A 13596-nucleotide genomic window follows, 5' to 3' on the forward strand; every position below is an offset into this window, starting at 1 on the left:
GCGCGGCCTGCTCATGTGCCGGGCCCTGCGCGGCCTTGTCGCGTGTTAGGCCTTGCGCGGCTTGCGGTAGGCGTAGGCGTGGCCGGGACCGCGCTCCACTTCGATCTCGGCCAGCTGTTCCTCCGCCGCTTTCTCCGCCGCGTCGTGCCGGTGCACCACCGGGGAGTCGGCCTCGATCCGATCGGCAGGGCCCCAGACCTTCGCCGCCTTCTCCGTGGCTCGCATAAAGCGGTCCATGAAACGCCGATTTCCAGCCATCTGAATCACCTTCTTGCTCAGAAGAATCCGTGGCATCAGTTTAACGAGGCCCGGTACGGAAGAACAGGGCGGGGCTAGGCCGGCTTCTTCGGCACGATGTAGGTGCTGCCGTCCGCCCGGGTGACCGTTTCCCACTGCGACGCTTCGGCCTCGCGCTGCTGGAGCAGGGCCTTGTTCTCCTCGGTCATGGGATGGTCGACGCCGCTTTTCTGGGCCGGGCCGAAGACGATGCGGAACTTGCCGGTGGCCCGCATGAACGCGTTGACGCGGGACTTCTTCTCGGTCATGGGCGTGATCCTTCTTCCGGTGCCCGGTAGACTCTGCGGGCATTCAACCCCATAATAGGGCACGAACAATTAGCACACGAACTGATGGAGAGTGGTGGCCGTGACAGCGACGGCGGGGACGACGGACGACCTGCTGCTGGAGCACCAGTTGTGCTTTGCGCTGTCGGTGGCGTCGCGCAGCGTGGTGGCCTCCTACAAGCCGGTGCTGGAGAAGCTGGGCCTCACGCATCCGCAATACCTGATGATGCTCGCCCTCTGGGAGCAGAGCCCGCGGATGGTCAAGGACCTGTCCGAGGCGCTGCAGCAGGAACCCGCCACCCTGTCCCCCATGCTCAAGCGGCTGGAGCAGGCCGGCCTGGTGACCCGGGAGCGGGTGGAAGGCAACGAGCGGGCGCTGGCCGTGGGGCTGACCGCTGCCGGCCAGGCGCTGCGGGAGGAGGCACTGGCCGTGCCCGGAACCATGCTGGCGCGCCTGGGGCTTGAACGCGAGCAGTTGCGCGAACTGAACGCCTCGATGCATGCGCTGATCAAGGCCGCACGGGAAGCCAAGGACTAGCGCCGACGCACGGAGCTGCCGGAAGATGCGGCGGGAGGGTGGCCGGTGGTTGTATCCACCGGCCACCCTCCCGCTTGTTCAGGTGCTGTCAGCGGCCGGGACCGCCGGCGCCGTTAGCGGCCGGAGCGCTGCCCGGGCTGCTCCGAGGCACTGCCGTCGACTATCACGGCCGTACCTTCAGCTGCCGGCGCCTGCGCCGCGGCGCCGTTGCCCGAGACGTTGACCGTCACCGCCGTGGCCGCGCCGTCGCCGAACTTGACCAGGCCTACCCAGCTGCCGGCCGCCAGGCCGGACCAGGTGGCGGTTACCGTGCCGGTCTCGCCGTTGGCCAGCTGCAGCGGATCCGGGCTGACCGCCAGGTTGCCGGCGTCACCGCTCAGCGCCACCGTGTCGATGGTCCCCTTGCTGGCCTTGCCGTCCGGGCTGCTGTACAGGTGCGCGATGGCGTAGTAGGTGCCCGGGGCCGGATTGTTGATGGCCAGGGACTCGCTCGCCGACGCCGTGGCCGCCGAGATCACGGTACCGGCGGGGGTGTAGACATACAGATCCCAGTCTGCCCCCGGGTCGGCCGCGGTGATGGAGAACTGCGCCAGCGTGGCTCCTGCCGGGACCGCCTGCGGCGCGTATCCGGTGCTGCCGTTGGAACCGATCACGGCGGGCTGGCCGGGGACCTTCTCTACCGCGGTGGCGTTGGCCTTGGCCAGGCCCTCGACCGCGAGGTCGATCGGCGAGTTGGTGCCCGAGGTGACCTCGATCGTGCCGGTGCCGTCGCCGCCGTCGGAAGCGAACGCCACGCTGGCAGGGGCCACCGCGGTGACCGGCCGGACGGCGATGGGCGACGCAACCGAGTGCTGCCCGCCGGCGCCCTTGCCCTCTTCCGTCCAGACCAGCTCACCCATGGTGAACTGATCCAGCGGGGCATCCGCGTTCTCGAAGGTGACCTTGAACGTGCGTTCCTGGCCGGCCTTCTTGAAGGTCAGCTTGGCGGGCGAGACCTTCACGTTCACGCCCGGCAGGTCCACGTCCGCCGAGTAGGTGCCGGGCTTTAGGGCGGTGAGCGTGCGCTCCACGGTGACCTTGCCGGCCAGCTTCCCGAGGGCGAACGACGGCACGTTGATGTCCTTGGACTCGACGGTGTCCCGCTTCTTCAGGCCCAGGTCCAGGCCTGTGCCCTGGATGAAGCCGAGCCAGTCGTTGATATCGGCGTCGTAGGCCAGGCCGGGATCGCCCATCCGGGCGGTATCCACGTGGCCGGCGCCGGTGGCGAAGCGGTCTTCGTTCACCGAGCCGTCCTCGGTGACCAGGTCGCCGGCGGTGGTCATCATCGCCGACTTCACGGTGGCCGGGGACCACTTGGGGTTCTTGGCCAGCAGCAGCGCGCCGAGGCCTGCCACGTGCGGCGCGGCCATCGAGGTGCCGGACATGAAGCCGCTGGTCTCGCCGCCAACCACCGGGGAAACTCCGGCGAGCACGTTCACGCCGGGGGCCGCGACGTCCGGCTTCAGCAGGTTCGAGTCCACCGCCGTGGACGGACCGCGCGAGGAGAACTCGGCGACCTGCGGGACCGGGCTCTGCGGCAGCCCCGTGGTGTCACGGTCGCGCAGCGCCGCGGTCAGCGACGGGTCCGCGGCGACCTTGTCCTTGATGGACGGGTCGTCGATGTGCACGGTGGGGACGGCGTGCAGGTCCAGGTCGAGCGACCCTGGTGTCACGTTGACGAGCACCATGCCGACACCGCCGGCCTGCTCGACGGCGACCGATTTGTCCGCGCGGGCGATCACGCCGCGGTCGCAGATGACGATCTTGCCTTCGACCTTGGCCGGATCGAGCTTGCCGGGGTAGCACAAGCGTGCCTCGTCACCGGTGGCGCCGGCCGCACCGGCCTGCGCGGAAAGGATCAGCGCCGTCTGCGGAACCTCGCGGTTCATGATGGACGTGCCGCGGTACTTGGTGCCGTCGGAGAGTTCCACGGTGCCCTGCAGTTCGTTGGAGAACGTGCTGGCGGCCACCGTGGTCACCCAGGGCGCGCTGTGGTTGACGGTGGCGGGAGCCGGACCCGCGTTGCCGGCGGAGGCGGAAACGAAAACGCCCACTTCGGCCGCGCTCAGGAACGCCACCGACACCGGGTCCAGGACGGAGTTGTTGTTGCCGGAGATGGAGTAGTTCAGCACGTCGACGCCGTCGAGGATGGCCTGCTCGATCGCGGACACGGAGGCCGAGGTGTAGCAGCCGCCGGTGGCGTCGTCGTTGTCCTCCCAGCAGATCTTGTAGACGGCCACCTTGGCGGCCGGAGCCACGCCGTTGCCGGTGCCGAAGTCGCGGCCGTCAACGGTCTGCGTCACGCCGCTGTTGCCGGCGGCCGTGGTGGCGGTGTGGGTGCCGTGGCTGGCGATGTCCAGCGGGGAGATGGACTCCTGCGGGTGCCTGTCTTCCGGCGGCACGTAGGCCAGGAAGTCGTCGGCGTAGTAGCGGGCGCTGAGCACCTTGGAGTTGCATTCGGTGCCGTCGAAGCCGGAGCCTTCCTGACCCGGCTGGCATTCGCCCAGGAAGGTGCTGCCGTCTGCCTTGAGCATGGCGATCTTGCCGTCCGGCGTCAGGTAGGGTTCGCCGACCTTGGCCTTGCCGGTCAGCGGCTTGACCTCCTCGCCGGCCAGGAAGTCGCTGTCCGGGTAGTAGCCGGTGTCGATCACGCCGACCACGGTTCCCTTGCCGGCGTTCTGTGCGCCGCCATACTGTTCGGCCCAGACGCCGTTGCCGCCGGGCAGGTCCAGGAAATCGGTGCTGGAGTAGTCCGGGTGGTGCTGCTCGTCCGGAGCTACCGCCGCCACGCCCGGCTTCTTGGCCAGCTCGGCCGCCTGCAGCCCGGTCAGCTCCGCCGCGAAGCCGTTAACCGCCGTCGTGAAGCTCTTCCCGATCTTGACGCCCTGGGAGGCGGCGACGTCGTTCTGCTGCTCCTGCAGGTGTGCCCGGTACTTCTTGGCGTGGGCGCTGTTTCCGTTCAGCTTTTCGCCCGGCGCGGGCTTCGTTGCCGCGATGCCGGACACGCCGCCCTCATAGGTGGCCAGCGGATCGCCGGAGAGCATCACGATGTAGCGGCCGTCCTCGTAGACGGCCTGCTGCCCGTCCGGATTCGAGGTGATGGTGCGGGCGAGGTCGGCGGGTGCGGCCGCCGCCGGGCCGGCGAGCCCGGAGAGGATCAGCGGTATCCCCAGTGCGAGTGCCGCGGCAGAGCGCAATCCCTGCCGGTGCACAAAGCTGCTGCTTTGCTGTGTCATGAGAAGGAAATGCCTTTCATCCGGTGGGCGCGACCGCTTTGGTCGGCCCGCAGACGCAGCCGAATGCCTATCCTGCAGGCCGTGCGGCCGCAGGGTATTGGATTTACCCGGCGTGCGAGGCCGGCCCCATCCCCATCTGTGACAACAGCCACATTGGTGCGTCTGTGGGATCAAAGTACCGCACCGGAAGGTCTGAAAGAACCGTTTCACCCTTCTTGGGTGCGCCGCCGCGGAAATTCCCTGCGCGTACTTCCCTGCCGGGGCCGGCGGTGCTATAAGCCGGGTGCCAATCTGACGCGGCGGCTGGGACAATGGAACCATGGCGCCGCAGGTTCTCCTCGACCGGCTCCGGGTGCTCGAACCGGAGCAGTGGCTGCCGCGCGCCCGGGCCCACGGCGAGCGCGCCGAGCGCTTCACCCAGCCCTACCTGCAGCGCCGCTCGGCCGGGCTGAAACACCCGGTGGAAGACTTCCTCTTCACGTATTACAGCCTGAAGCCGGGGCAGCTGGCGCGCTGGCATCCCGGCGCTGGCGTGGTGTTGACCGGCGACGACGCCGGCGAGCGCCGCGGGTGGAAGTTTTACCGGGCGCTGACCGCCGCCGAGTGCGGCAGCGCGGGTGTAGGGCACGACGCCGGTGCCGTCACCTTCGACGCCAAAGCCTTCCTGGCGGCGCGGGGAACGGCGGTGGCGTTTTCGCGGGAAATCCTGGCCGGCGCCGCGTCGCGGCCGGCCCGGTTCGGCTGCTTCGGGCTGCACGAGTGGGCCATGGCCTACAAGTCACGGCTCAACGGCGTCCGGCACGACTACCTGGAGCTGCGGCTCGGCGCGGAGGGAACGGACCAGGTGGTGGAGGGCAGCCGGATCAACTGCTCGCACTTCGACGCCTTCCGGTTTTACACGCCGCAGGCCGTACCGCTGAACACGCTGCAGCCCACCCGGGAAAACCAGCGACAGATGGAACAGCCCGGCTGCCTGCACGCCAACATGGACCTGTACAAGTGGGCGTACAAGCTGGCCCCGGCGCTGCCCAGCGAACTGGTGATGGACTGCTTCGAGCTGTCCTGGCGGATCCGCGAGCTGGACATGCGGGCCTCGCCCTACGACCTCTCGGGTTGGGGCTACGAACCGGTCCGGATCGAGACCACCGAGGGCCGCGCGCAGTACGTGGCGGCCCAGCGGGCGTTTGCCGAGGAGGCGCAGGGGCTGCGCCTCCGGCTCCTGGAAGCCCTGGACGTGCTGGAGGCACTGGATGTGCTCGAGGCGCCTAATGTGCCGGACCGCGGGACGGAGGGGAACTCGTCGTCGCACCGTGCGGCCGCGCGTCGCTCCGTTCCGGGAAACATTCGAACGGAGGACTGACCATGGCCGTTGAGGCGGAGCGTCCAGGGCGGCGGCGGGCCGGTTGCCGCCAAGCGGCGGTGCTCCTTTCCTGCCTGCTCTTCCTGCCCTGGCTGGCGGCCTGCGGCCAGGGCGACCAGCCGCAGCCTTCCCCCGGCATCGCCGTTCCCGCTTCCCCGGGCGACGGCGGGACCGCTTCCCCGTCGAAACCCGCTCCCTCGGAACCCCCGACGTCGGAATCCCCGACGGACGACCAGAAAGGCATGGCCGTGGATGCCGAACTGTCCATCATGCTGACCTCCGCCGACAGCACCTCGCGGTTTGAGCAACTGCTGGTGTGCCGGGATTCCCGTCCCGCCGAAGGCTCCACGGTCAGGGACCCGGAGGGTGCTTGCGCGGCGCTGGCCAAGCACGGGGACAGGGTCTTCTTCGAGCTGCCCGATCCCAACCGCCTCTGCATCCAGCAATACGGCGGCCCGCAGCAGGCCCACGTCACCGGCACCTTCAACGGCCGCGAGGTGAACAAGCACTTCTCCCTCACCGACGGGTGCAAGATCTCCGAGTGGAACGCCATGGCCGCCCTGCTGGGCGGCCGCGCCGGCGAAGTTTAGTGCCGACCTGGTCGGAGTCGCCGTGACCTACCGGGGCAGCGCCGCCGTGGCCGACCGGGTCAGCGCCGGCCGTCGCGCATGACTTCGCTCACCCGGCGGTCAAGATCCCGGCGTGCGGCACGGGCGGTCCGCCGGTCGTCGCGCTTCTTCCGAATGACCATCCGCCCGAGGCCGCCCAGCACGACGGCGGCCAAGATGGGCAGCAGCATGGACTGCGGCTTCTCCGTCATGAAGCCCATGCTACGAGCCCCGCTGGCCGACGGCACGGTTTTGCCGGGATCCGCCGTCGTCGTCCCGTAAAATCAGCGCCCCGCGATGCCGGTAGAATAGTCATGCAAGCTCGCGGAGCGCTGGGTCAGCGTGAGACGGCACCAATTGTTGGATTGACACTGCACTGAGTTCCGCGCGCCTCGCTTCGTTTGAAGAGCACAATCCAAGCACAGGAGTGGCCGGATGCCCCGGATCGTTGTTGATGTCATGCCAAAGCCCGAAATCCTTGATCCGCAGGGCAAAGCCATTGCCGGCGCGCTGAACCGCCTGGGCCTGGCCGGCTTCAGCGAAGTCCGCCAGGGCAAGCGCTTCGAACTGACGGTTGACGGCGAGGTGACCGAGGAACTCCTGGAACAGGCCCGGCATGCCGCCGCCACGCTGCTCTCCAACCCCGTGATCGAAGACGTCACCCGGGTGGAGGTCATCACCGAGGCGACCATCGGGGCCGGCGAATAATGACTGAGACACCCCTGATCGGCGACTTCTCGCCCGCACCGGACGCAGGCCTTTCGGGCGCGCGCATCGGCGTCGTCACCTTCCCCGGCACGCTCGACGACCGCGACGCGGCCCGTGCCGTGCGGATTGCCGGCGGCACAGCGGTCAGCCTGTGGCACGGCGACCATGACCTGCAGGGCGTGGACGGCGTGATCATCCCCGGCGGCTTCTCCTACGGCGACTACCTGCGCGCCGGCGCGATCTCCCGCTTTGCCCCGTTGATGGAGCAAATTGCCGACGCCGCCAACGCGCAGCACGATCCGCTGCCGGTGCTGGGCATCTGCAACGGCTTCCAGGTGCTGACCGAGGCACACCTGCTGCCCGGCTCCATGATCAAGAACAACCACCTGCACTTCCTCTGCCGCGACCAGAGACTGCGCGTGGAGAACAACACCACGGCCTGGACCAGCCAGTACGAAGCCGGCGCGGAAATCGTGGTGCCGCTGAAGAACCAGGACGGCCAGTACGTCGCCGACGAGAAGACCCTGGACGAGCTGGAAGCCGAGAACCGCGTGGTGTTCCGCTACTCGGACGGCAACCCGAACGGGTCGCGCCGCGACATCGCCGGAATCAGCAACGCCGCGGGCAACGTGGTGGGCTTGATGCCGCACCCCGAACACGCCGTGGAAGCCGGCTTCGGCCCGGACTCTTCCGCCTTCGGCGACGTCGAGCTGCGCGGCGGCACCGACGGCCTGGGAATTTTCACCTCCGTTTTGACGAAGATTGTGGCAGGTGCCAAGTAAATGACCGAGACCAATCCGACCAGCGCAACAGTGGATACCCGGCTGGAAACCGAGGCCGAGGCACGCAATGAGCACGTGCAGAGCTACGGCGGGGCGGCCGACGCCGTCGAACGCGCCGAGGGGCGTCAGTTCAACATCGACACCGTGGAGCATGCCGCGCAGAACCCGGACACCGAGTTGCCTTGGGCCGAGCTGGGATTGAAGCGCAACGAGTTCGACGAGGTAGTCAAGGTGCTGGGCCGACGCCCCACCGCCGCCGAGCTGGCCATGTATTCGGTGATGTGGTCCGAGCACTGCTCCTACAAGTCTTCCAAGGTCCACCTGCGCCAGTTCGGCGACAAGGTCACCGAGGACATGAAGAAGCACATGCTGGTGGGCATCGGCGAGAACGCCGGCGTGACGGACCTGGGTGACGGCTGGGCCGTAACCTTCAAGATCGAGTCGCACAACTCGCCCACCATGGTCGAGCCGTATCAGGGCGCCGCGACCGGCATCGGCGGCATCGTGCGGGACATCATCTCCATGGGCGCGCGCCCGGTGGCCGTGATGGACCCGCTGCGCTTCGGCGCGATCGACCACCCGGACACCGCCCGCGTCGTCCACGGTGCGGTCGCCGGCATCGGCGGCTACGGCAACTCGCTGGGCCTGCCGAATATCGGCGGCGAGGTCGTCTTCGACTCCGTTTACCAGGGCAACCCGCTGGTGAACGCCCTGGCCGTGGGCGTCATGCGCCACGAGGACATCCGGCTGGCCAACGCCTCCGGCAAGGGCAACAAGGTGGTGCTGTTCGGCGCGCGCACCGGCGGCGACGGCATCGGCGGTGCGTCCATCCTGTCCTCGGAGTCCTTCGACGACACCAAGCCCTCCAAGCGTCCCGCGGTCCAGGTCGGCGACCCGTTCTCGGAGAAGGTGCTCATCGAGTGCTGCCTGGAACTGTTCAAGGGCTCGCTGGTCGAGGGCATCCAGGACCTGGGGGCCGCCGGCATCTCCTGCGCCACCTCGGAACTGGCCTCCAACGGCGACGGCGGCATGGACGTCGAGTTGACCTCCGTGCTGCTGCGCGATCCGACCCTGACGCCGGGCGAAATCCTGATGTCCGAGTCGCAGGAACGCATGATGGCCGTGGTCTCGCCCGAGAACGTCGAGGCGTTCGAGGCCGTCATGGCCAAGTGGGCCGTGGAATACTCCTGGCTGGGCGAGGTTACCGACACCGGCCGCCTGGTCATCAAGTGGGACGGCGAGACCATCGTCGACGTCGACCCGCGCACCGTCGCCCACGACGGCCCGGTCTACAACCGGCCCTACGCCCGCCCGGAATGGCAGGACAGGGTTCAGGCAGACGGCTTCCGCGCCTCCGCCGCCGGCGCCAACCCCCCGGCCAGCGCCGAAGACCTCAAGGCAGCCGTGCTGGAACTGATGGCGTCCCCGAACATGTGCTCGAAGGACTGGGTGACCAACCAGTACGACCGCTACGTGGGCGGCAATACCGCACTGGCCATGCCCGACGACGCCGGAGTGGTCCGGGTGGACGAGGAAACCGGTCTCGGGGTTGCCCTGGCCACCGACGCCAACGGCCGCTACACCTACCTGGATCCCTACCAGGGCGCGCAACTGGCCCTGGCCGAGGCCTACCGGAACGTCGCAACCGTGGGTGCTATCCCGATGGCGGTGTCCGACTGCCTGAACTTCGGTTCGCCGGAGGACCCGGACGTCATGTGGCAGCTGGCCGAAGCAATCCGCGGCCTCTCCGACGGCTGCATGGAACTGGGCGTCCCGGTCACCGGCGGCAACGTCTCGCTGTACAACCAGACCGGCAACACCCCGATCCACCCGACCCCGGTCGTGGCGATGCTCGGCAAGCTCGACGACGTCGGCCGCCGCACCCCGTCGGGCTGGCGCGAGGACGGCCAGGCCATCTACCTGATGGGCACCACCCGCGACGAGCTGGACGGCTCCGAATGGGCCAACCTGCGCGGGCACCTGGGCGGCAAGCCCCCGGCCGTGGACCTGGCGGCCGAGAAGCTGCTGGGCGAGCTGCTGATCAACGCCTCCCGGGACGGCATGATCGACGCCGCCCACGATCTCTCCGAAGGCGGCCTGGCCGCTGCCCTGTCCGAGATGGCGCTGCGCTTCGGCGTCGGTGCCCGGATCGGCCTGGGCGAGGTCTGCGAACGTGACGGCGTTGACCTGTTCACGCTGCTGTTCAGCGAGTCCCAGGCCCGCGCCGTCGTGTCCGTGGCGCGCAGCGAAGAGGTCCGTTTCAAGGACATGTGCGGCGCGCGGGGCTTCCCGTTCATGCGCATCGGCGTGGTGGACACCGAGAACGGCGCGCTGGACTTCCAGAGCGAGTTCTCCGTGCCGCTGGCTGAACTGAAGGAAGCCCACGAGGGCACCCTGCCGAAGTACTTCGGGTAGGTTCCGCCGCCCACGGGCGAGCGAAAGAGGGATGTTCCCTGCACCGCGGTGCGGGGAACATCCCTCTTCGTCTTATCTCCGAGGACCGGAACCCGCCGGTGCGGGCAATCCGTGTCTGTAGGCTGTGCCCATGACAGCACCGCAGATCTATATCAGCTTCCCCGGCACTGCCCGCGAAGCACTGGGCTTCTATGCAGAGATCTTTGGCGGAGAGCTTTCCCTGCACACCAATTAGGACTTCGGCAACAGTGCGGGACCGCCGGGGCAGATAGCCCACGGAATGCTGAACGGCGTGGTCGCCCTGGCCGGATCGGATGCGGCACCCGGCGAGAAGACCGTCCGGCTCGAGGGCGTCATGCTCTCGTTGCTGGGGACGGCCGAGCCTGAGGTGCTGCACGAGTGGTTCGACAAGCTCGCCGTTGGCGGCCGGGTCGTCGATCCCCTTGCCCCGAAGCCGTGGGGCGCCTCCGATGGCCAGGTGATCGATCGTTACGGACTCCACTGGCTCGTCGGCTACGAACCGGTAGGCCCATAGGGAAAGCAGCAGGCGGCCACCGCCGGTGGCCGCCTGCTGTCGACTACGAACAGGTCACTTCAGTAGTTTCTCGCTCTCGAGGTTGGCTTCGAGCTGTTCCGGGTAGAGGTTTTCCGTCTTGCATTCGAAGTCCGCGTACATCTGCAGTTGATCAGCGTAGTGCGGGGACTTGGTGCCGTCTTGAGCGATGAAGCCGCTTTGGCCGGGCGGGGCTACCGTGCACATCTCGGCCTGCGAACCGAAGAGCGAGACGATGTCATTCTGGGTGCCGCGGTTCATGTAGTCCGGCCCAGTCAGGTTCTCGTTCGGGTTCGCCTGCGGGACGCCGATAAAGTTCTTGTAAGAGAACTCGTGCTGGGGCGTGGGCGCGGTCCAGTTCTTGCGGTCGGTGCCCTGTTCGGCCTCGAGCTTCTCCAGCGCCTGCTGGTAGGTTTCCAGCAAGACTTGCTTCTTGTCCGCGCCATTAAAGAAGTCGACGTGCTGTAAGACCCCGGCGTCTTTACCCAACAGGGCGTTGTAGACGAGCTTGCTGCCGTTTGCGGGACGGGCGAGACCGGTGCCCTGCGAGTAGCTGGCAAAAACGGAGGCCGGCAGGTCGTCCTTGAGCACCGCCTCGAACAGGATCGGCAGCCAGGCATCCATGATCGCTGCCTCAGGGCCGTCGAGCTTGCCGTCGCCGTCACTGTCACGGCGCTGGCCATCCCATCCTGTCAGGAGCCGGACATCCTGGACTACGGGATCCTTGGCGGGCAGCGTTTTGACGGCTTCCTCGAGGAACGGGCGGAAGTAGCGGATGTTCAGGTCCGCAAACGAGGTTTCTTCGTTGATGTTCCAGATCTCGTCGGTCGTGAACTTCTGCTGGTCCTCAAGCCGTTCAATGATCTCGTTGACCCGGTCCACCGGCGACCAGTTTCCTGAGCCTGCGTTGAAGCCGGCACCGGACTGGTTGTTCCAGTTCACGATATAGCCCTGTTTGGGGTTGTAAACCTTGGGGTTTTCGGAGAAGTCCCTGATGCCCTTCCACTCCATGGACCCGTCGCCGACGGCGGGGAGCCGCGGGTCGTGCCCTTCGGCGCGGATGGGCAGCTTGCCTGGGGATACGTAGCCGATGTTGCCTTTCTTGTCGGCGTAGTACCAGTTGATCGTAATGCCCACCTTCTCCGCCTGGGCCAGGTACTCCTCCCAGTTTTGGGCCTTCATGATCTTGATCCAAGCCATGAAAGACTGGATTTCGGTACCGGTCCAGCTGCGTTTCTTTGAGTATGCCGTGTTGTTCGCTTCGTCAAAGCTGGTCACGAAACCGTGGACGGTGGAGTAAACCTGCTGTTCGATCGGTTCCTGTCCGGCGACCTCGATCTTTTCGGTGCGGACATCCATCGGCACCCAATCGCCGTCGTACTTGTACTCGTGGGGGTTTTCCGGGTTCAGCTGCTCTTGGTAGACGTCGTTGACGTCGAGCGGTCCGGCGGTGGATCCCCAGCTGATGTTCTTGTTGGTGCCGAAGAGGATGGTGGAGTGGGCGAAGGGTGTGTTCCCCGTCACATCGTAACCGGCCCCGTGCAGGCCGATGCCGTAGACATAGGAGGGGTTGAACCAGGAGAACTGGGGGCCATTGAGCAGCACCGAGCCCTTCTCCTTGCTCTTCTTACCGCCGACGATCCAGAGATTGCTGGCCTCAGGCTGGAGGTTCGGCCAGTCGCCGCCGCCGAACTGCTTCATCCGCTCCAAGCCGTCATCCTTCAGATCCTGGGAGACTTTGTTGGGCTTGGCCATCTGGGAGGGGCTGTCCGAGGCCAGCTGGTTCGGTCGCTTTTTATCCTTGCGCGGCACGGTGGTGGGGGCGGTGGGATCTTCGATCCACTGCAGCTGATCGAAGAGGAGCTGGCCCTGCTCCGCACCGTGTTCGGCGGTGAGCTGCTGGAGGACCTGCAGGCTGGAAAGCTCCCCTGCGCTGTCCGAGAATCGGTTGGCCATGGTGCCGACCCAGATCATCGCCACGTCGTACCCTGACCACCGGGAGGGCTCGAAGCCGTAATCGGTGAACTGCTTCGGCAGCAGCGCGCCCGGGTTGTCCATGACCTCCGAAATGCGCTTGTTGAAACCGGCCGCGTAACCGTCGAGGATGTCCCGATCTTCTGCGGGCAGGGCAGCAATCTGCTCCCTGATGGCTTCCGGGTCAAAGGAGGCCCGGGAGCGCTTGTCGATCTCGACGTAGTCCGCGCCCAGCACTTCGGCAGAGGTGCCCAGAACGGCGCGTTTGGCCATTTCCAGTTGGAACATACGGTCCTCAGCAACTGAATAGCCATAGCCGTAGAACAGATCTCGGGTCTTGTCCGCGTAGACGTGCGGGACGCCGTAGGTGTCCCGCTTGACGGTGATAGCGCCCGATCCGAGGACCTTTTCACTACTTTGCTGCACGGTGTCCGTGGTGTCGGCTGCCGTAGCGCCGGGGGCGGCAAGGCCTCCCGCCAACCCCGCTGAAAGAACCAATGAGAGTGCCATGAGCGCTGGTTTCGTCTTTTTCACCTGACTCCTCGTCGAATCAACTGCGATGGAACTGCATGCGAATGCCGTCGGCAGCCCCTCCGTGAAAGGGCCTGGTTGCCGGCGGCAACTCAATGCCACAACACCGGTAGCGGGTTGGCAATGGTTGCTGGTCTAATTCCCGTCCAAACGTTCATTTTTTATTGACAAGGGGTCGGGTCCCGTGGCGCCCGCGTTTTTTCGGGATTACTGCAGCCGGACACTTATAATCGCCGCCCCACAGACCACAAAGAGTTCTGCCCGGAGGGTGAGAGGCTCCACCAACGAC

At 66.8% G+C, this 13596-nt stretch carries 11 protein-coding genes and 1 pseudogene; 7 read left to right on the top strand and 5 right to left on the bottom strand.

All coding sequences use genetic code 11. The features are described 5' to 3' along the window. Window positions 1–45: 45 nt before the first annotated feature. Together AC5RW2_RS20030 and AC5RW2_RS20035 are read right to left on the bottom strand one after the other, a co-directional pair. A complete protein-coding gene (locus tag AC5RW2_RS20030) occupies window positions 46–258 on the bottom strand; it encodes a hypothetical protein (RefSeq protein ID WP_494074362.1) in 213 nt (70 codons plus the stop codon). A 74-nt stretch (window positions 259–332) separates the two neighbouring features. Further along, window positions 333–545 (bottom strand): hypothetical protein, encoded by a 213-nt coding sequence (locus AC5RW2_RS20035; protein ID WP_494002062.1) that lies wholly within the window; start codon window positions 543–545, stop codon window positions 333–335. Between the two features lie 91 nt (window positions 546–636). Here AC5RW2_RS20035 and AC5RW2_RS20040 point away from each other — a divergent pair, with 91 nt between their 5' ends. Continuing rightward, window positions 637–1101 (top strand): MarR family winged helix-turn-helix transcriptional regulator, encoded by a 465-nt coding sequence (locus AC5RW2_RS20040; protein ID WP_494024554.1) that lies wholly within the window; start codon window positions 637–639, stop codon window positions 1099–1101. Window positions 1102–1214: 113 nt separating this feature from the next. Here AC5RW2_RS20040 and AC5RW2_RS20045 read toward each other — a convergent pair whose 3' ends face one another. After that, window positions 1215–4376: a S8 family peptidase gene (locus AC5RW2_RS20045; protein WP_494024815.1), complete on the bottom strand. Its 3162-nt coding sequence runs from the start codon at window positions 4374–4376 to the stop codon at window positions 1215–1217. A 319-nt stretch (window positions 4377–4695) separates the two neighbouring features. On the opposite strand from AC5RW2_RS20045, the gene AC5RW2_RS20050 reads away from it, so the two are divergent. Next, window positions 4696–5736, top strand: a complete 1041-nt coding sequence (locus AC5RW2_RS20050; protein WP_494024816.1) for a 3-methyladenine DNA glycosylase — start codon at window positions 4696–4698, stop codon at window positions 5734–5736. Between the two features lie 2 nt (window positions 5737–5738). Further along, entirely contained in the window at window positions 5739–6326 is a 588-nt protein-coding gene (locus tag AC5RW2_RS20055) for a hypothetical protein (RefSeq protein WP_494024817.1), read from the top strand. A 59-nt stretch (window positions 6327–6385) separates the two neighbouring features. Here AC5RW2_RS20055 and AC5RW2_RS20060 read toward each other — a convergent pair whose 3' ends face one another. After that, window positions 6386–6556, bottom strand: a complete 171-nt coding sequence (locus tag AC5RW2_RS20060; RefSeq protein WP_494013269.1) for a hypothetical protein — start codon at window positions 6554–6556, stop codon at window positions 6386–6388. Window positions 6557–6779: 223 nt separating this feature from the next. Between AC5RW2_RS20060 and purS the strand changes: the two genes are divergently transcribed. The 4 genes and pseudogenes from purS to AC5RW2_RS20080 all read left to right on the top strand — a co-directional run bounded on the left by purS (window position 6780) and on the right by AC5RW2_RS20080 (window position 10784). Then, on the top strand, window positions 6780–7052 hold the full coding sequence (gene purS / locus AC5RW2_RS20065; protein WP_494002056.1) for a phosphoribosylformylglycinamidine synthase subunit PurS: 273 nt from the start codon (window positions 6780–6782) through the stop codon (window positions 7050–7052). After that, a complete protein-coding gene (gene purQ, locus AC5RW2_RS20070; RefSeq protein ID WP_493977174.1) occupies window positions 7052–7834 on the top strand; it encodes a phosphoribosylformylglycinamidine synthase subunit PurQ in 783 nt (260 codons plus the stop codon). The genes purS and purQ overlap by 1 nt, the downstream gene beginning before the upstream one ends. After that, on the top strand, window positions 7835–10249 hold the full coding sequence (gene purL / locus AC5RW2_RS20075) for a phosphoribosylformylglycinamidine synthase subunit PurL (protein ID WP_494074363.1): 2415 nt from the start codon (window positions 7835–7837) through the stop codon (window positions 10247–10249). A 130-nt stretch (window positions 10250–10379) separates the two neighbouring features. Further along, window positions 10380–10784 (top strand): annotated as a pseudogene (locus tag AC5RW2_RS20080) (VOC family protein). Between the two features lie 54 nt (window positions 10785–10838). On the opposite strand, the gene AC5RW2_RS20085 reads toward AC5RW2_RS20080, so the two are convergent. Beyond that, on the bottom strand, window positions 10839–13286 hold the full coding sequence (locus AC5RW2_RS20085) for a penicillin acylase family protein (protein WP_494074364.1): 2448 nt from the start codon (window positions 13284–13286) through the stop codon (window positions 10839–10841). Between the last annotated feature and the right edge of the window lie 310 nt (window positions 13287–13596).

This window comes from Arthrobacter sp. B0316-1-20 (assembly GCF_059091865.1).